The organism is Pseudomonas sp. 22072 (genome assembly GCF_052046095.1).
In the GTDB taxonomy this organism is placed as follows: domain Bacteria; phylum Pseudomonadota; class Gammaproteobacteria; order Pseudomonadales; family Pseudomonadaceae; genus Aquipseudomonas; species Aquipseudomonas paracarnis.
This window is the reverse complement of sequence record NZ_JBQEQE010000004.1, coordinates 172,136-189,335: the sequence shown is the minus strand read 5'-3', so window position 1 is coordinate 189,335 and position 17,200 is coordinate 172,136. Positions and strand designations below refer to the sequence as shown.

The following is a 17,200-nucleotide window of genomic DNA, read 5'->3' as shown; positions in this document are numbered from 1 at the left end:
TGGCTTACTCGACAGGGACTTCAACAGGCGACTGTTTCGGTGTGTTGTCTTCATATTCCTGCGCGGCTTTCAGGGCGTCGGCGTCAGCCTTGGCCTTGTTGTCGGCCACTTGCTGCAGCTCAGCCAGTTTTTCCGGGGTGAGCATTTGCAGGCGAGTCATCATGCGCTGGATCAGCTCACGACGCATTTCCTTGCGCACCTGGATGGTCTCGGAGTCTGAACCCACCAGGTTGTTGCCATCGTGGCTCACCACTTTCTGCACCTGGATCTTGTCACCCATCAACGGCAACTGATCACGGCCTTGTATTTCGAACATCAGCGCTGTGTTCAGCTCGACGTCGGACGCACGGCCAGCGCTGGCGTAGCTGATATTGCGCTGGGTTTCTCGCTCATCCGTCAGGATCAGTTTGTAGGTCGCGCCGTTGTACACGTGCACACCGCTGTTTTCCAGGGTCTGGCGCAGCTGGGTGACGGTTTCGCCGTAGGCGTTGCGGGCGCTGACGTCGAGTTCCTTGAGCGACAGCTCATTGGTGCCGGTGCCGCGCAGCTGGAAGCCGCAAGCGCTCAACAGCACGGCAAGGCCCATAACCAGCAGATTGCGTTTGATCATTTTGTTGCTCCCCTTGAAACCAGGTGGGCCTTCTCGGGCCCTAAAGGTTTAGTTCGGCGTGGGGCCCAAGCCCCGCGCCTGATCCGATTTAGCTGGCGACGATATTGACCAGTTTGCCAGGCACCACGATCACCTTGCGGATGGTCAGGCCTTCGGTAAAGCGCAGCACGTTCTCATTGATACGTGCAGCTGCTTCAACCTCTTCACGGCTGGCGCTGGCCGGCATGTCGATCTGGCCACGCAGTTTACCGTTAACCTGGATGACCAGTTGCAGCGTGTCCTGTACCAGGGCGCTGTCATCCTGCACCGGCCAGGCGGCATCGATGACGGCACCGCTGTGGCCCAGACGGCTCCACAGTTCATGGCTGATGTGCGGCGTGATCGGCGCGAGCAACAGGGTAACTGTTTCCAGGCCTTCCTGGATCAGCGCACGGTCTTGTTCGGTCGCCTGCGAGGCTTTTTCCAACACGTTCATCAGCGTCATCACCTGGGCGATGGCGGTGTTGAATTTGTGGTTCTGCCCAACGTCCTGGCTGGCCTGGCGGATAGCCAGGTGGATGCTGCGGCGGACGGCTTTCTGCTCGTCGTTCAAGGCGCCGATATCCAGCTTGCCCGGCAGACCCTGGCTGACATGAGCGTGGGCCAGGCGCCAGACACGCTTGAGGAAACGGTGCGAGCCTTCGACGCCCGAGTCGGACCATTCGGCGCTCATGTCAGGCGGCGAGGCGAACATCATGAACAGGCGGCAGGTGTCGGCGCCGAACTGATCGATCATCGACTGTGGGTCGACGCCGTTGTTCTTGGACTTGGCCATCTTCTCGGTGCCACCGATTTCCACCGGCAGGCCGTCGGCTTTCAACTTGGCGCTGATGACCTTGGCCTTGCTGTCACGCTCAAGCTCGACATCCGCCGGGTTGAACCAGGTGTAGGCGCCATTGGCTTCGCGGCGATAGTAAGTGTCGGCGATTACCATGCCCTGGGTCAGCAGGTTCTTGAATGGCTCATCGGAGCTCACCAGGCCTTCGTCACGCATCAGCTTGTGGAAGAAGCGCGCGTACAGCAGGTGGAGGATGGCGTGTTCGATGCCACCGATGTACTGATCCACTGGCAACCAATGGTCGGCTGCGGATTTCTCCACCAGGCCGCCTTCATAGTGCGGCGAGGCATAACGAGCGTAATACCACGAGGACTCGACGAAGGTGTCCATGGTGTCGGTTTCACGCTTGGCCGGCGCGCCGCATTTAGGGCAGCTGCACTCGTAGAACTCGGGCATGCGCGCCAACGGCGAGCCAGCACCATCCGGCACCACGTCTTCTGGCAGCACGACCGGCAGTTGGTCTTCCGGTACCGGCACGTCACCGCAGGCTTGGCAGTGGATGATCGGGATCGGGCAACCCCAGTAGCGCTGGCGGCTGATGCCCCAGTCACGCAGACGGAACTGGGTGCGCGAGGCACCGAGGTTTTTCTTGATCAGGGCTACTTCCATGGCGTCGAACGCGCCCTGGAAGTCCAGGCCGTCGAATTCGCCGGAGTTGATCAGCGTGCCGTGCTCGCCGTAGGCGTCTTGCCACGGAGCGGGGTTGGTATCACCCGAGCTGGTGCGCACGACCGACTTGATAGGCAGGCTGTACTTGGTGGCGAATTCGAAATCGCGCTCGTCGTGGGCCGGCACGGCCATGACGGCGCCATCGCCGTAGTGCATCAATACGTAGTTGGCGACCCAAACCGGCAGTTTTTCGCCGGTCAACGGGTGCTCGACGAACAGGCCGGTCGGCAGGCCTTTTTTCTCCTGGGTGGCGACATCGGCTTCGGCCACGCTGCCGCCTTTGCATTCAGCGATGAACGCCTGCAGCTCAGGGTTGTTCTGTGCGGCCTGGGTGGCCAGCGGGTGTTCGGCGGCCACGGCGACGTAGGTCGCGCCCATCAGGGTGTCGGGGCGGGTGGTGAACACCTTGAGTGCGCCGGCTTCGCCGATGGAGTCGACGTTGTACGGGAACTGCACTTCCATGCCCTTGGATTTGCCGATCCAGTTGCGCTGCATGGTCTTGACCTGTTCAGGCCAGCCCGGCAGATCGTCAAGGCTCGACAACAGTTCATCCGCGTAGGCGGTGATCTTGAAGTAGTACATCGGGATTTCGCGCTTTTCGATCAGCGCGCCGGAACGCCAGCCGCGACCGTCGATGACCTGTTCGTTGGCCAGTACGGTCTGGTCGATCGGGTCCCAGTTCACGGTGCCGCTTTTTTTGTAGATCACACCTTTTTCGAACAGGCGCGTGAACAGCCATTGTTCCCAGCGGTAGTAATCCGGCTTGCAGGTGGTGACCTCGCGGGACCAGTCCACCGCCAGGCCCAGGCTGCGCAGCTGGGTCTTCATGTAGGCGATGTTTTCGTAGGTCCACTTGGCGGGCGCCACGTTGTTTTTCATCGCGGCGTTTTCTGCCGGCATGCCGAAGGCGTCCCAACCCATGGGTTGCAACACGTTCTTGCCGAGCATGCGCTGGTAGCGCGAAATCACGTCGCCGATGGTGTAGTTGCGCACGTGCCCCATGTGTAGCTTGCCGCTGGGGTAAGGGAACATCGATAGGCAGTAGTAAGTCTCCTTGCCCGGCTGTTCACTGACTTCAAAGGACTTTTGCTCGTCCCAGAAGGTTTGGGCGGCATTTTCTATTTCACGGGGCTGATATTGTTCGTGCATGGCTACTTTTGAACTGGATAAGGGTGGCCTAATCCTCTTCGGTGCACTGTCCGGGTTGTTCGACACCAAGAAGCGGCGCGTCCGTGCCCAAACCCTGCGGGAAGTGGAGTTACAGGAAGCGCCGTAGCATACATGACCCCACTCTATCGAGGGAAACCCTGATTGCGCGCCAAGGGCCGTCTGTCGCGGCACCGGGCAGGCGCAGCAACGGGGGCTACGCTGTTTAGTGGGGAGCAAGTATTTCTTCAATGAGGTGAGGGGATGGTTGAATCGCAGCGAACTTTAACGAAACCGCAGTTGTATGAAGGATTGATCGACCGTTTGGGTCGGGCATTGGACGCCGCAAGAACCGCAGGCCGATTGCGTGATGAACGGCCTCTGGAGCTGGAGTTGCGAGGCTTGAGCCTGGCGGAGCTTGAATTGATCAAGAACTATCTGGCGTTGAATCACGACCGCGCCTCCCATGGGCAGGCTTCCCCGCCCGCTCATTCGGCCAAGGTCATCTGGCTCAAAGACCTGGCGACCGGCCGCGGGCCAGAGAACTTCCGCTCCGTGCGGTGCAAGTGAGCCCCGCGTTATCCGTTAGCGTTATCAAAATGTTGTCGGTAAGGATTGTTGCAAAACCCCGATGCATCTAGGCTTCGGGCATCTTTGGAGATGCCCGATGCCTTTTCGTTATTTCATTAAACAACTGTTGTTGCCGCCCGGTATTTTTCTGCTGTTGTTGGCGTGTGCCTGGTGGTTTCGCCGCAGCCGTCCGCGCCTGTCGGGCTTGTGCTTTGCCCTCGGGCTGGGCGGAATGTGGTTGATCAGCCTGCCAGTGATGGTGCAATGGGGCGCCCGTGCCCTGGAGACAGAGCCGCCTTTGGCCCGGGAAGACTGGGCTACCCTGGCCCAGCGTGCCGATGCGATTGTGGTGCTGGGCTCGGGGCGCGAGCGTGGAGACATTGCGTGGGGCAGCGACCAGCCCACCGGTATTGGCCTGGAACGTGAGCGTTTTGCCGCGCGGCTGGCCAAGGCATCCGGTTTGCCAGTGCTGACCAGCGGCGGCTTGCACTACGGCACGCCGCCCAGTGAGGCCGAGCTGATGGCCGTGTCGATGCAGGATGACTTCGGTGTCACCGTGCGCTGGAAAGAAGAGCGCAGCCGCACTACCTGGGAAAACGCCCAGATGAGCGCCGAGATTTTGTTGCCGGAAGGCATCAAGCGTGTAGTGGTAGTGACCCAGGCCTGGCACATGCCGCGTTCGGTATGGAGTTTTGAAAAGGCCGGCTTCACCGTGGTGCCGGGGCCGGTGGGCTTTTTGGGTGTCGACCATGGCCGACCGCTGGGTGGCTGGATGCCGGAGGTCAAGGCGGTGTGGCAAAGCGGGCAGTTGATAAATGAAGCGGTGGGGCAGGTGGGGTATCGGTTGTTCTACCGATAGGTGCAACACAGGAGATCAAATGTAGCAGCTGGCTTGCCTGCGATGGCGGTGGGTCAGTGAGCACTCAGGGCACTGATACACCGCCATCGCAGGCAAGCCAGCTCCCACAGGTCAGACCGTTTTGGCCATCCGAGCCGCCAACAGCGCCCAGCCAAAGAGCAGCACACACACAATGATCAACGGCCACGAACGCCATTGCAGGTACGGCGTGAGGTTATGCATCGGCACCACCTCCCCATAGAGAATGCCGCGCTCGAACTGCGGGATCTGCGCGGTGATCTGCCCAAACGGGTTGATCAGCCCGGTCACGCCGTTGTTGGTGGCGCGGATCATCCAGCGGCCAGCCTCCAGCGCACGCATTTGCGCCATTTGCAGGTGCTGCAGCGGGCCGATGGAGCGGCCGAACCAGGTGTCGTTGCTGATAGTCAGCAGCAGGTCGCTCTGGGCCGACAGGCCGGCGGCGAATTCGGGGTACACCACTTCATAGCAAATGAACGGCGCAATCTGATAACCCTTGGCCTGCAGCATGGCCTGGTCAGAAGGGCCGCGGGCGAAGTCCGACATGGGCAGGTCGAAGAAGGCAATCAGCCCGCGCAGCATGTCCTGCAGCGGAACGTACTCGCCAAACGGCACCAGTTTTTGCTTGAGGTAGGTGCCGTCGCCTTCGCCGACCACGGTGATGCCGTTGAAGTAGCGCTTCTGGTGGTGCACTTCCTGGCGAATCGGTACCCCGGTGATCAACGCGCTGTCCCGGTCGGCGGCAAACTTGCCCATCATGCCCAGGTAGCCCTCCACGGACTCCTTGAGCACCGGCACGGCAGTTTCCGGCCAGACCAGCAGGTCGACGCGCTTGGAACTCAGGCTCATGTCGCGGTACAGCGCCAACTGTGCATTGAGCTGGTCCGGGTCCCACTTCATGCTTTGCTCGACGTTGCCCTGAATCGCAGCCACGCTCAGGGGCGCGCCAGACGGCGATGTCCAGGCGTGATGCTTGAGTGCCAGGCCAATCGCCCAGGGCGCAACCAGCAATAACAGGCCCGCGCCGATGGAGGCATTGCGCTTGCTGGCCAGCAGGCGCGGCAGGTTGCACAGCAATGCGGCAGTGAGCGCGAGGGCGAAGGAAATCAGCCACATCCCACCCAATGGCGCGAGGCCGGTCAACGGCCCATCGAGTTGACTGTAACCGGAGTACAACCACGGGAAACCGGTAAGGAACCAGCCACGAAAGGCTTCCTGGCCGACCCACAACGCGGCGAACGTCAATGCATCCGCCAGTGGTGCTTCGTTACGGCGCAACCAGCGCGCCCATAGCCAGGCGGGCAGGGCAAAGAACCAGGCGATGGCGGCGGTGAACAGCAGCATCAGGAACCCCGCCAGCAGCACCGAAGCGCCGCCGAAGTGGTGGATGCTGTAGTAGATCCAACTGGTGCCGGCACCAAACAGGCCGAAGCCGAAACACCAGCCACGGCCCAGGGCCTGGCGGGGTGTCAGCTCCCGCAGGCCGATATAGAACAGGCCGACCGCTACCAGCGCCAACGGCCAGATATCGAACGGCGCCAGCGCCAGGGTTGTGATGGCGCCGGCCACCACGGCCAGCAAGTTACCGGGCCAGCCGGGTGAGGTGAGACGGCGCATGTCAGTCCTTAGCGGGCGATGGGTGTCAAACGGATCAGATGGATACGACGGCTATCAGCATTGAGGATGCGGAAGCGATAGGCGCCGATCTCGGTGGTTTCATTACGCTTGGGCAGGTGCCCGAACGCACTCATCACCAGGCCGCCGACGGTGTCGAACTCATCGTCCGAAAACTCGCTGTCGAAGAACTCGTTGAAGTTTTCGATGGGCGTCAGTGCCTTGATCAGGAAGTCACCGCTGGGCAGCGGCTTGATGTAGCTGTCTTCTTCGACGTCGTGCTCGTCTTCGATGTCGCCGACGATCTGCTCCAGCACGTCCTCGATGGTGACCAGGCCGGCCACGCCGCCGTATTCGTCAATCACAATGGCCATGTGATTGTGGTTGGCGCGGAACTCGCGCAGCAGCACATTCAGGCGCTTGGACTCGGGCACGAAGGTGGCCGGGCGCAGCAGGTCCTTGATGTTGAAGCTGTCGCCATTCTCCTTGAGGATCAACGGCAGCAGGTCCTTGGCCAGCAGGACACCCATGACGTCGTCATGGCTTTCACCGATCACCGGGTAGCGCGAATGCGCCGAGTCGATCACGGCCGGGAGGAATTCCCGTGGGGTCTGGGTCGCCTTGATGCTGATCATCTGCGAGCGCGGGACCATGATGTCACGTACTTGCAGGTCAGCCACCTGGATGGCGCCCTCGACGATGGCCAGCGCTTCGCTGTCCAGCAACTTGTTCTGGTGTGCATCGCGCAGCAGCTCCAAGAGCTCCTGGCGGTTTTTCGGCTCGTGGGCAAAAGCCTGGGTCAGTTTACCCAGCCATGACTTCTGCCCGTTGCTCGATCGGTCTTCGCTCATAGCGATTACTCTAAATCCTTTGATATGACAGTTGAGTGTTGATCAGCTTTCGTCGTCTGCATATGGGTCGCGGTGACCCAGTTCTGCAAGCAACGTTCGTTCCAGTGCTTCCATTTCCTCGGCTTCGTCATCGTCTATATGGTCGTAACCCAAGAGATGCAAGCAGCCGTGGATGACTAGATGGGCCCAATGGGCCTCAAGTTCCTTGCCTTGTTCCGCCGCTTCTCGCTCGACCACCGCGACGCAGATCACCAGGTCGCCCAGCAGCGGGATATCCAGCAATTCGTCGGGCACGTCGGCGGGGAAGGACAGCACGTTGGTCGCGTAGTCTTTCTGGCGCCAGGTGTGGTTCAGCTCACGGCCTTCGGCCTCGTCCACCAGACGAATGGTCAGCTCCGAGTCAGCGGTGCGCTGGCGCAAAGCCAGTTCACACCATTGGCGGAACTGGGCTTCGCTGGGGGCGGGCGCGTCGGTGGCCAGCTGCAGGTCTAGCTCAAGCATCGTGGCGAGCGTCCTTGGCGGGCGCGTCGTCGCGGTGTTCGAAACGCTCATAAGCTTCGACAATGCGCTGCACCAGCGGGTGGCGCACCACGTCCTTGGGCATGAAGTGCGTGAAGCTGATACCCGGCACGTCCTTGAGCACCTCGATCACCTGGCCCAGGCCCGACTTGGTGCCCTTGGGCAGGTCGACCTGGGTGATGTCGCCCGTGATCACGGCAGTGGAGCCGAAACCGATACGGGTGAGGAACATCTTCATCTGCTCGACGGTGGTGTTCTGGCTTTCGTCGAGAATGATGAAGCTGTTGTTGAGCGTACGGCCACGCATGTAGGCCAGCGGGGCGATCTCGATCACCTGGCGCTCGATCAGCTTGGCCACGTATTCAAAACCGAGCATCTCGTACAGCGCATCGTAGAGCGGGCGCAGGTACGGGTCGATCTTCTGGGCCAGGTCGCCGGGCAGGAAACCGAGCTTTTCGCCGGCCTCGACCGCTGGACGCACCAGCAGGATGCGCCGCACTTGCTCGCGCTCCAGGGCGTCGACGGCGCAGGCCACCGCCAGGTAGGTCTTGCCGGTACCGGCCGGGCCGATGCCGAAGTTGATGTCGTTGCCCAGGATTTCCTTGACGTACTTCTGCTGATTCAAGCCGCGTGGGCGAATCATGCCTTTTTTGGTACGCAAGGCCACGCTGGCTTCGGCCACCGGGTTATTGGCCAGGTCTTCCACAGCCGACTCCTGCAGGTACAGGTGCACGGTCTCCGGCGACAGCTCGCTACCCTTGGTTTCGCGGTAAAGACGGCGCAGCAGGTTTTCTGCAGACGTGGTGTGTTGGGGTTCACCAATGAGCTCGAACTGATTGCCGCGGTTGCGGATCTCGATGCTCAGGCGTTGTTCGATCAGGCGCAGGTGCTCGTCGAACTGTCCGCACAGGTTGGCGAAACGGCGAGCCTCAAAAGGCTCGAGGATAAAACGATGGGGTTCTGCTATGGGTGCGTTCAAGGTTGCTTTTAGCCGCCCTTTGGCTGATGAGGTGAGAGAGAGAATAACGCCAGGCGCTGGTGTGCGAAAGCACTTAAATAGCCTGGCCCCACTCTCGATAACCCTGAAGAACCCCTGTGGGAGCTGGCTTGCCTGCGATAGCGGTGGGTCAGTTGGCACATTGGACACTGATACATCGCTATCGCAGGCAAGCAAGCTCCCACATTTTGATCTTCATCCGGTCAGCGAGATCAGTTGATCAACGAGCCACGCAACGAGTGTGGCTGCGCCGCATCAATGTGCACATCGGCAAACTGGCCGATCAGCGTGGGATTGTCGCAGCGGAAGTTGACGATTCGGTTGTTCTCGGTACGACCCTGCAATTCACCCGGGTCTTTCTTCGAATAATCGGTCACCAGAATGCGCTGGATCGAACCGACCATTTGTCGGCTGATTTCGAAGCCCTGCTGATTGAGGCGATGTTGCAGCGCGTTCAAACGCTCTTTTTTCAACGCCTCCGGGGTTTCATCCAGCAGGTCGGCAGCCGGGGTGCCAGGGCGCTGGCTGTAGACGAACGAGTAGGAGAAGTCGAAACCGACGTCTTCAATCAGCTTCATGGTCTGCTGGAAGTCTTTCTCGGTTTCGCCCGGGAAGCCGACGATAAAGTCCGAACTGATGCAGATGCCCGGCACGGCAGCGCGCAGTTTGCGCAGTTTGGATTTGTATTCCAGCGCGGTGTGGTTGCGCTTCATCGCCGACAAAATGCGGTCCGAACCCGATTGCACCGGCAAGTGCAGGTGCTTGACCAGCTCTGGTACTTCGGCGTGGGCCTGGATCAGGCTGTCGGAAAACTCCAGCGGGTGCGAGGTGGTGTAGCGGATGCGCTCAATGCCATCGACGGCGGCGACCACGCGGATCAATTCCGCCAGGTCGGCCAGTCGGCCGTCATCGGTCTGGCCACGGTAGCCGTTGACGTTCTGGCCCAGCAGGGTCACTTCGCGCACGCCGTTTTCAGCCAGGTGGATGATTTCCGACAGCACATCGTCAAACGGCCGGCTGACTTCTTCGCCACGGGTGTAAGGCACCACGCAGAAGGTGCAGTACTTGCTGCAGCCTTCCATCACCGACACATAGGCGCTCGGCCCGTCGATGCGCGGTTCGGGCAGATGGTCGAATTTTTCGATTTCGGGGAACGACACGTCGACCTGCGGCAGCTTGGTGATGCGTGCGGCGTCGATCATCTCTGGCAGACGGTGCAGGGTTTGCGGGCCAAACACCACATCGACATAGGGCGCGCGGTCGCGGATCGCAGCGCCTTCCTGGCTGGCCACGCACCCGCCGACGGCGATCACCATGTCCGGGTTGGCCAGTTTCAATTCGCGCCAGCGGCCCAGCTGCGAATACACACGGTCCTGGGCCCGCTCGCGGATCGAGCAGGTATTGAGCAGGATCACGTCGGCATCTTCGGCGCGGGCAGTGACTTCCAGGGCCTGGTGTTCGCCCAGCAAGTCGACCATGCGCGAGCTGTCGTACTCGTTCATCTGGCAACCGTGGGTTTCGATGTAAAGCTTCTTGGCCATGGGAATCGTCAACTGGTGGTAAAGAACCGCGCATTATAGGGGGCATGCCCATTGGTTCCTAGCGCTGTGCATCGGGTGCCATGCTATAGTTCGCGCCCTCTTTTATATCCCCATGTGTTGTTCGCCCACCATGACCAAACGTGAAGCTCCAATCTATAAGGTGATTTTCCTCAACCAGGGCCAGGTGTTCGAAATGTACGCCAAGCAGATCTATCAAAGTGATCTGTGGGGCTTCCTGGAGGTGGAAGAGTTCGTCTTTGGCGAGCGCACCCAGTTGGTGGTCGATCCGGGCGAAGAAAAGCTCAAGGCCCAGTTCGAAGGTGTGGTACGCAGCTTTGTGCCGATGCATTCGATTGTGCGCATCGATGAAGTCGAGCGCCTGGGGACGCCGAAGATCAGTGAGGCTCGGGGCATGAGCAATGTGATGCCGTTTCCGATGCCGATGCCTGAGAAGTAGGGCTTTAGACCGAGGGGGGGTCTATCGCAGGCAAGCCAGCTCCCACACTCGACCGCGTTTCAATGCTGGAATGCAGTCACTGTGGGAGCTGGCTTGCCTGCGATAGCGATGTAAGGTCTACAAAAAATCAGGGAAGGGGTGAGAACGGCGAACGCCCATCAGCACTCTGCAATTCCTGCAGGTAGTTGCGGAAAATCTGCCCTAGCACCTGGGTCGCCACTTCCAGTTCATCGCGCTGCATGTGCTCGGCGACTTCGTCGGCGGTGTCCAGTGCGTCTTCGGCGCCATTGACCGCGGCCATTTTCAGCACGATGTACGCCTGAACGTTGTTGGCCGGCACGCCTTCGCCTTTGAAGAACATGTTGCCCAACTGGTATTGCGCCTGGGCGTGGCCCTGCAACGAGGCTTTCTCGAAGTAGCTCAACGCTTTGTTGAGGTCAACGGCCGGGTTCTTGCTGTCGTGGTAGTACTCGCCCAACTCGTATTGTGCTTGCGCATCCCCTTCCTCGGCCTGTTTCTGGCACGCGCTCAGAGCTTCGGCCTGGCTCTCTGGCTGGGTATTGAGGGTGCAACGACCCATCGCTGGGATTAACAACGAGTTGCCGCCGGCCTGGGCATGTGCCAGTAGCGGTTGAAGGAGCAACAGGCAGCCCAGAACCAGGGTGCGGCCGGTGCGTTTCATGGGAATCGACTTACCTCTGACGGGGCGCGCGGACCCTCGAGGGAGTCCAATAAGCGCGCATTATGAAATAAGCAGGCCTCTGCTTACAAAGTCTTTACTCGTTTTTCTGCTGCTTGGGCAAGTTATCTGCCGGATTGCAGGGCAATTCTCGAAAAAACCAGGAATTCTCTGTAAGCAAAGTAGCAAATCTGACGCTGCCAGGGGCAACGTCAGAGGTTGCCGTCACTTATTTCAGGGCCGCGAACGCGCGCTCGGCAGCATCCAGGGTCAATTTCAGTTCGGCTTCGCCATGGGCGATCGAAGTGAAGCCAGCTTCAAAGGCGCTCGGTGCCAGGTACACGCCGCCTTCGAGCATCAGGTGGAAGAAGCGCTTGAACAGCTCGGCATCGCTGCCCATCACGTCATCGAAGGTGACGATATCGTCGGCGCCGCTGAAGTACAGGCCGAACATGCCACCGGCCTGGGTGGTCACAAACGGGATGCCGGCGGCATCGGCGCGCTGTTGCAGGCCGTCGAGCAGGCGTGTGGTGTAGTCGGTCAGCTCGGCGTGGAAGCCCGGGCGGCTGATCAGGCGCAGGGTGGTCAGGCCGGCGGCCATTGCCAGCGGGTTACCCGACAAGGTGCCTGCCTGGTAGACCGGGCCGAGCGGGGCGATGTGTTGCATGATCTCGCGCTTGCCGCCGAAGCAGCCTACCGGCATGCCGCCGCCGATGATCTTGCCGAAGGTGCTCAGGTCTGGCGTGACGCCGTAGTAAGCCTGGGCGCCACCGAGGGCGACCCGGAAACCGGTCATCACTTCGTCAAAAATCAGCACCACGCCATGCTTGTCGCACTGCTCGCGCAGGCCCTCAAGAAAACCCGGGGCCGGTGGAACGCAGTTCATGTTACCGGCAACCGGCTCTACGATGATGCAGGCAACGTCCTGGCCGACTTCGCTGAGCATCTGCTCGACGGCCGCGATGTCGTTGAACGGCAAGGTCAGGGTGTGCTTGGCGAACGCCGCAGGTACGCCAGCGGAATTGGGTACGCCTTGGGTCAGCGCGCCGGAGCCGGCTTTTACCAGCAGGCTGTCGGAGTGACCGTGGTAGCAGCCTTCGAACTTGATGATGTTGTCGCGGCCGGTGAAACCACGGGCCAGGCGGATCGCGCTCATGGTGGCTTCGGTGCCGGAGCTGACCATGCGCACCATTTCCATCGACGGCACGATCGAGCAGACCAGGTCGGCCATCTCGGTTTCCATCGCGGTCGGGGCGCCGTAGGACAAGCCGTGCTGCAGTTGCTGGCGCACCGCGTCCAGCACGTCCGGATGGCTGTGGCCGAGGATCATCGGGCCCCAGGAGCCGACATAGTCGACATAGCGCTTGTCGTCTTCATCGGTGACGTAGGCGCCTTCGGCATGCTTGAAGAACAACGGCGTGCCGCCCACGCTCTTGAACGCACGCACGGGGGAGTTCACACCGCCGGGGATGTGTTTCTGGGCGTTGGCAAACAGGGTTTCGGAACGGGACATGATCGGGCTCTCTAAACTGAAGATTTAAGAAGATGGTTGAACGCACGGGCGCGGCGAGTGACTTCCTGGGTGCTGTCGGCACCGAACAGGCCATGGACCACGGCGAGCAGGTCGGCCCCGTGGGCCACCAGCGGCTCGGCGTTTTCCAGGGTGACGCCGCCGATCACGCAGATCGGCAGGTGCAGGCGCTTGCGGGCCTGGGCCAGCATGTCAACGGTGGCGGCGGGTGCGCCGGGTTTGGTCGTGGAATTGAAGAAGCGGCCGAAGGCGACGTAGCTGGCGCCTTCTTTGGCGGCCTGTTCGGCCAGTTCGATCTGGCTGTGACAGGTGGCGCCGATGATCGCCTTGGCGCCGAGCAATGCCCGGGCCGAGGTCAGCGGGCCGTCGGTCTGGCCCAGGTGCACGCCGACGCCCAGGCGCGCGGCCAGTTCGGCATCGTCGTTGATGATCAATTGGGTCTTGTAGCGTGAGCACAGTTCGTACAGCTTTTCGGCTTCACGCAGGCGCCGTGCCTCGTCGCTGCTTTTGTCGCGGTACTGCAACAGGGTGACGCCACCGTCCAGCGCCGCCTCGACGTAGGCGAGGAATTTGCCGGCCAACAGCTGGCTGTCGGTAATGGCGTAAAGGCCGCGTAGTTTCATCGGGCAAACCCCTTGCTGACGAGCGATAAGTTACGAGCAGAAATCCAGCGGCAATCGGCGCGGCACGAACTGGCCCTGGCCGAGTTGTTCGGCATCACGCAGGGTACGCCACGTGTAGTTGAGGGCCGATTGCACGGCGCTGGCCAGGCCTTCACCCTGGGCAATGCGCCCGGCCAGCGCACTGGCCAAGGTGCAACCCGAGCCGTGATAACTGCCGGGCAAGCGCTGGCAGGTAAAGGTCTGGCGCGTGCCGTCGCGGCTGTACAGGCGATTGTGCACTTCGTGCTCATCGCCATGGCCGCCGGTGATGAGCAGGTGCTTGATGTACGGCAGCAGCTTCTCGGCGCAGTCTTCGGCGCTGCCGTCGGGCAGTTCCGCGAGGATGCGCGCTTCTGGCAGGTTGGGGGTGGCGATCAATGACAGGGGCAGCAGCCGCTCGCGCATCGCATAACCGACCTCGTCCTTGCCCAGGCTACCGCCGCCGCCGGCGCGCAGCACCGGGTCGCAGACCACCGGCAAATGCGGGTGCGCCTGCAGCAGTTCGACCACGGTGTCGACCATCGCAGTGGAGCCGAGCATGCCCAGCTTGACCGCCGCGACTTCAGAGTCGCCGAGCACGGCATTGGCCTGGGCCAGTACCCACTCACGGTCAAGCACGCGGAAATCACTGACATTGACGGTGTTCTGCACGGTCAGCGCGGTGACGGCCGGGGCCGCGTGGCAACCCTGGGCGAGCAGGGCTTCGATATCTGCCTGCAGGCCGGCGCCACCACTGGGGTCGTGGCCGGAGAGACAGAGGACAACGGGGCGAGAACTGTAGATATTCATGGTGCGCGAGCTTACCACCAAACGCTTTTTGCGTGGCTGCCTGGCGATGGCAGAAGTTTGCTGCTGCAGCGTCGCTTTGCGTGGCCGAACGCTGCAACGCAGCGGTCTGAAAGCATTGCGCTAGAGCTGTTCTAAAAAAAGTTCCGGCAGTGGCTAATGGCTTTTACTGGCTATGCTAAAGTGCATCCCAATAACTTACTGTATCGCCGGTGTACGTCTTCTCAAAAGGAATGGGGGGCTTTTGACACAACCGGACCAGGCTACGCTGGGGCTCTATGCGCTATTTGCTGATGTTTATATTGTGCGGGCTACCGATGCTCGCCGGCGCTGTCGAGTTCAACCAGGACACGCGCAGCCTCCCGTTGGGCCGGGTCATGCAAGTGCTCGAAGACCCAACCGATGCCCTCACCATCGCCGATGTCAGTTCCCCCGCCTATGCCGCCCAATTCAAGACCCACGACAAAGACACGCTCAATGCCGGCTATTCACGCTCGGTGTTCTGGCTGAAGGTCAACCTGCACTACACCGCCAAAGATCCCCGCGCACCACGCACCTGGTTTCTGGAACTGGCCTACCCGCCGCTCAATCGCCTGGACCTCTACCAGAACGACGGCACCGGCCACTACCGCCTCACCGCCCGCACCGGCAGCGCATTGCCGTTTTCCAGCCGTGAGGTGAGCCAGAGCAACTACCTGTTCAAGCTCAGCTTCTTGCCCGACCAGCAACAAACCGTCTACCTGCGCTTGCAAAGCCAAGGCTCGATCCAGGCACCGCTGACGTTGTGGGCGGGCACTGCCTATATGGAAGAGCAACCGCTGCGTTTGTACGTGCTCGGCGCCATCTACGGTGTGTTGCTGGGCATGCTGATCTACAACCTGTTCATCTACCTGAGTGTACGCGACACCAGCTACCTCTATTACATTTTCTATATCGCTTCGTTCGGTTTGTATCAGCTGTCGGTCAACGGCGTTGCGGTGGAGTATTTCTGGCCGAACAACCCCTGGTGGGCGAATGCGGCGGTTCCCTTCCTGATCGGCTCGGCGGCCTTGTTCGGCAGCCTTTTCGCGCGCAGTTTCCTGCACACCGCGCAGCACAGCCGCTGGCTCAACCGCATCCTGCTGGCGCTGGCGGCCTGTGGCGGGTTGGTGATGGCACTGGCGCTGTTGACCAGTTACGCCGTGGCTCTGCGCCTGGCCACTGCGCTGGCGCTGGTGTTTACCGTGACCATCTTCGTGGCGGCCATCAAGGCCTGGTATTGCGGGCAGCGCATGGCGCGTTATTTCATCATCGCCTGGTCGGCCTTCCTGCTCGGCGGGGTGATCAATACCCTGATGGTGCTGGGTTATCTGCCTAACGTGTTCCTGACCATGTACGCCAGCCAGCTCGGCTCAGCCATTGAAGTGGCGCTGTTGTCCCTGGCCCTGGCTGACCGCATCAATGGCATGCGCGAACAGCAGGCGCAGATTCTCCTCGATGCCAGCCAGAAGCTGGAAGCGCTCAACCAGCAACTGGCCCGCAGCAATCGCCTCAAAGACGAATTTCTCGCCACCCTGACCCACGAATTGCGCACGCCGATGAACGGTGTGATCGGCTCTTTGGAACTGATGCAAACCGTGCCTTTGGACGATGACCTGACGCAGTACCAGCAAACCGCCGCCGGCTCGGCGCGGGACATGATGCGCATGGTCAACGGCATCCTCACCCTCACCGAGTTGCAGGCCGGTCGCCTGGTGGCCCAGCCGCAAGTGTTCAGCCTGCGCGGCGAGCTCGATACCTTGCGCCAGCAGTTCACCGGCAGCGCCCAGGCCAAGGGTCTGGCGTTCTCCATTGACGTCGCGGATGAGCTGCCAGACCGGCTCATCGGCGATGCCCAAAAGTTGCGTCAGTGCCTGGATTGCCTGCTCGACAATGCGTTCAAATTCACCCACGTCGGCGCGGTGCGTTTGCGTGTGGTGGGCGTGCCGCAAGGGGATGGCGCCTTGCACTTGAGCTTTATCGTCACCGACACCGGTATCGGCTTTGCCTTTCTCGATGAGGCCACGTTGTATCAGCGTTTCTTTCAGTTGGACGGCTCGATGACGCGTGAATACGGCGGCCTGGGCATTGGCCTGGCGATTTGCCGGCAGTTGATCGAACTGCTGGGCGGGCGCCTGACCCATCATTCGGAGCCCCGTAAAGGCAGCCGCTTCCAGTTGGAAATGGACGTCAGCGCCGTGCCGCAGCAGGTGACGCCGGCCGCGCAGGCTTTGCCTGCACAGCGTGCGCCTCAGGAATGCACGGTGCTGTTGGTGGACGACAACAGCGTGGGCCAGTTGGCGGTGCGTGGCATGTTGCTCAAGCTCGGTTACCGGGTCAAAACCGTGGACAGCGGCCCGGCGGCGCTCGCTGCATTGCAGGGGCACAGTTTCGACGCCGTGCTGCTGGATGTGCCAGAGGGTTGCTTTTCGTTGTGCTGCCAGATTCGCGCATTGCCCGGCTGCGGTGAATTGCCGGTGATCGCCCTGAGCACTTCGCCCAATGGGCCGGAGCGTGAGCGCTGCCATGGTATTGGCATGACGGACCGACTGGCCAAACCGGTGCGTTTCGACGCCTTGCAGGCGGCGCTTGAGCGCAGCGTGCTGTGTGCGGATGAGGGTGAAAGCGCCGAGCATTCGGCACGTATGCCACTTTTTTAAGCGCGGTGGCGATGCTTAACTGAAAAAACCGGCCTCAATCGATCCGTGTTTTTTGTAGAAGCGAGCTTGCTCGCGAAGAACGTCAACGATAACGCGCCCCGCCTGGGTTAGCGCGTTGCTCTCAGGTTTTTCGCGA

General features: G+C 61.1%; 16 protein-coding genes. 5 read left to right on the top strand and 11 right to left on the bottom strand.

What is annotated here, in order from left to right:
- Positions 1 to 4 precede the first annotated feature (4 nt).
- Complete coding sequence (locus ACTJLA_RS05990) at positions 5 to 610, bottom strand: LPS-assembly lipoprotein LptE (RefSeq protein WP_014720078.1); 606 nt, start codon at positions 608 to 610, stop codon at positions 5 to 7.
- A gap of 88 nt (positions 611 to 698) precedes the next feature.
- Entirely contained in the window at positions 699 to 3,305 is a 2,607-nt protein-coding gene (leuS, locus tag ACTJLA_RS05985; protein WP_034126910.1) for a leucine--tRNA ligase, read from the bottom strand.
- Between leuS and ACTJLA_RS05980 the strand changes: the two genes are divergently transcribed.
- From ACTJLA_RS05980 to ACTJLA_RS05970, 3 genes are all read left to right on the top strand, one after another.
- The gene (locus ACTJLA_RS05980; protein WP_258191622.1) at positions 3,304 to 3,432 is read left to right on the top strand and encodes a hypothetical protein; all 129 of its coding nucleotides are present in this window, start codon (positions 3,304 to 3,306) and stop codon (positions 3,430 to 3,432) included. The two genes, leuS and ACTJLA_RS05980, sit on opposite strands and share 2 nt — an antisense overlap.
- A 134-nt stretch (positions 3,433 to 3,566) precedes the next feature.
- Entirely contained in the window at positions 3,567 to 3,872 is a 306-nt protein-coding gene (locus ACTJLA_RS05975; protein ID WP_034126911.1) for a hypothetical protein, read from the top strand.
- A gap of 97 nt (positions 3,873 to 3,969) precedes the next feature.
- A complete protein-coding gene (locus ACTJLA_RS05970; RefSeq protein WP_314550250.1) occupies positions 3,970 to 4,731 on the top strand; it encodes a YdcF family protein in 762 nt (253 codons plus the stop codon).
- Positions 4,732 to 4,842: 111 nt separating this feature from the next.
- Here ACTJLA_RS05970 and lnt read toward each other — a convergent pair whose 3' ends face one another.
- The 5 genes from lnt to miaB all read right to left on the bottom strand — a co-directional run bounded on the left by lnt (position 4,843) and on the right by miaB (position 10,271).
- The gene (gene lnt / locus ACTJLA_RS05965) at positions 4,843 to 6,366 is read right to left on the bottom strand and encodes an apolipoprotein N-acyltransferase (RefSeq protein WP_314550251.1); all 1,524 of its coding nucleotides are present in this window, start codon (positions 6,364 to 6,366) and stop codon (positions 4,843 to 4,845) included.
- A gap of 8 nt (positions 6,367 to 6,374) precedes the next feature.
- Positions 6,375 to 7,214: an HlyC/CorC family transporter gene (locus ACTJLA_RS05960; RefSeq protein ID WP_003194444.1), complete on the bottom strand. Its 840-nt coding sequence runs from the start codon at positions 7,212 to 7,214 to the stop codon at positions 6,375 to 6,377.
- Between the two features lie 42 nt (positions 7,215 to 7,256).
- Positions 7,257 to 7,715 carry an rRNA maturation RNase YbeY gene (gene ybeY, locus ACTJLA_RS05955; protein WP_003194442.1) on the bottom strand — a complete coding sequence of 153 codons (459 nt, stop codon included), beginning with the start codon at positions 7,713 to 7,715 and terminating at the stop codon, positions 7,257 to 7,259.
- On the bottom strand, positions 7,708 to 8,712 hold the full coding sequence (locus ACTJLA_RS05950) for a PhoH family protein (RefSeq protein WP_019818064.1): 1,005 nt from the start codon (positions 8,710 to 8,712) through the stop codon (positions 7,708 to 7,710). Before ACTJLA_RS05950 ends, ybeY begins: the two co-directional genes overlap by 8 nt.
- A gap of 230 nt (positions 8,713 to 8,942) precedes the next feature.
- Positions 8,943 to 10,271, bottom strand: coding sequence for a tRNA (N6-isopentenyl adenosine(37)-C2)-methylthiotransferase MiaB (gene miaB, locus ACTJLA_RS05945; protein WP_014720071.1), 1,329 nt, complete (start codon positions 10,269 to 10,271; stop codon positions 8,943 to 8,945).
- Between the two features lie 130 nt (positions 10,272 to 10,401).
- Here miaB and ACTJLA_RS05940 point away from each other — a divergent pair, with 130 nt between their 5' ends.
- A complete protein-coding gene (locus ACTJLA_RS05940) occupies positions 10,402 to 10,728 on the top strand; it encodes a DUF1820 family protein (protein WP_003215457.1) in 327 nt (108 codons plus the stop codon).
- A 127-nt stretch (positions 10,729 to 10,855) separates the two neighbouring features.
- Here ACTJLA_RS05940 and ACTJLA_RS05935 read toward each other — a convergent pair whose 3' ends face one another.
- The 4 genes from ACTJLA_RS05935 to ACTJLA_RS05920 all read right to left on the bottom strand — a co-directional run bounded on the left by ACTJLA_RS05935 (position 10,856) and on the right by ACTJLA_RS05920 (position 14,389).
- Positions 10,856 to 11,410: a tetratricopeptide repeat protein gene (locus ACTJLA_RS05935; RefSeq protein ID WP_034126914.1), complete on the bottom strand. Its 555-nt coding sequence runs from the start codon at positions 11,408 to 11,410 to the stop codon at positions 10,856 to 10,858.
- A gap of 226 nt (positions 11,411 to 11,636) precedes the next feature.
- Positions 11,637 to 12,920 (bottom strand): glutamate-1-semialdehyde 2,1-aminomutase, encoded by a 1,284-nt coding sequence (hemL, locus tag ACTJLA_RS05930; RefSeq protein WP_032895176.1) that lies wholly within the window; start codon positions 12,918 to 12,920, stop codon positions 11,637 to 11,639.
- A gap of 11 nt (positions 12,921 to 12,931) precedes the next feature.
- A complete protein-coding gene (thiE, locus tag ACTJLA_RS05925) occupies positions 12,932 to 13,561 on the bottom strand; it encodes a thiamine phosphate synthase (RefSeq protein WP_034126916.1) in 630 nt (209 codons plus the stop codon).
- A 30-nt stretch (positions 13,562 to 13,591) separates the two neighbouring features.
- Positions 13,592 to 14,389 carry a hydroxymethylpyrimidine/phosphomethylpyrimidine kinase gene (locus ACTJLA_RS05920; RefSeq protein ID WP_440840809.1) on the bottom strand — a complete coding sequence of 266 codons (798 nt, stop codon included), beginning with the start codon at positions 14,387 to 14,389 and terminating at the stop codon, positions 13,592 to 13,594.
- A gap of 275 nt (positions 14,390 to 14,664) precedes the next feature.
- Here ACTJLA_RS05920 and ACTJLA_RS05915 point away from each other — a divergent pair, with 275 nt between their 5' ends.
- Positions 14,665 to 17,064, top strand: a complete 2,400-nt coding sequence (locus ACTJLA_RS05915; protein WP_440840807.1) for a 7TM diverse intracellular signaling domain-containing protein — start codon at positions 14,665 to 14,667, stop codon at positions 17,062 to 17,064.
- Positions 17,065 to 17,200: the final 136 nt, after the last annotated feature.

Coding starts and splice junctions, on each gene's coding strand:
- miaB (WP_014720071.1), bottom strand. CDS start 10,271: ATGGCCAAGAAGCTTTACATCGAAACCCACGGTTGCCAGATGAACGAG.
- ACTJLA_RS05935 (WP_034126914.1), bottom strand. CDS start 11,410: ATGAAACGCACCGGCCGCACCCTGGTTCTGGGCTGCCTGTTGCTCCTT.
- hemL (WP_032895176.1), bottom strand. CDS start 12,920: ATGTCCCGTTCCGAAACCCTGTTTGCCAACGCCCAGAAACACATCCCC.
- ACTJLA_RS05970 (WP_314550250.1), top strand. CDS start 3,970: ATGCCTTTTCGTTATTTCATTAAACAACTGTTGTTGCCGCCCGGTATT.
- ACTJLA_RS05990 (WP_014720078.1), bottom strand. CDS start 610: ATGATCAAACGCAATCTGCTGGTTATGGGCCTTGCCGTGCTGTTGAGC.
- ACTJLA_RS05980 (WP_258191622.1), top strand. CDS start 3,304: ATGGCTACTTTTGAACTGGATAAGGGTGGCCTAATCCTCTTCGGTGCA.
- ACTJLA_RS05940 (WP_003215457.1), top strand. CDS start 10,402: ATGACCAAACGTGAAGCTCCAATCTATAAGGTGATTTTCCTCAACCAG.
- ACTJLA_RS05920 (WP_440840809.1), bottom strand. CDS start 14,389: ATGAATATCTACAGTTCTCGCCCCGTTGTCCTCTGTCTCTCCGGCCAC.
- ACTJLA_RS05975 (WP_034126911.1), top strand. CDS start 3,567: ATGGTTGAATCGCAGCGAACTTTAACGAAACCGCAGTTGTATGAAGGA.
- ACTJLA_RS05915 (WP_440840807.1), top strand. CDS start 14,665: ATGCGCTATTTGCTGATGTTTATATTGTGCGGGCTACCGATGCTCGCC.
- thiE (WP_034126916.1), bottom strand. CDS start 13,561: ATGAAACTACGCGGCCTTTACGCCATTACCGACAGCCAGCTGTTGGCC.
- ACTJLA_RS05960 (WP_003194444.1), bottom strand. CDS start 7,214: ATGAGCGAAGACCGATCGAGCAACGGGCAGAAGTCATGGCTGGGTAAA.
- lnt (WP_314550251.1), bottom strand. CDS start 6,366: ATGCGCCGTCTCACCTCACCCGGCTGGCCCGGTAACTTGCTGGCCGTG.
- leuS (WP_034126910.1), bottom strand. CDS start 3,305: ATGCACGAACAATATCAGCCCCGTGAAATAGAAAATGCCGCCCAAACC.
- ybeY (WP_003194442.1), bottom strand. CDS start 7,715: ATGCTTGAGCTAGACCTGCAGCTGGCCACCGACGCGCCCGCCCCCAGC.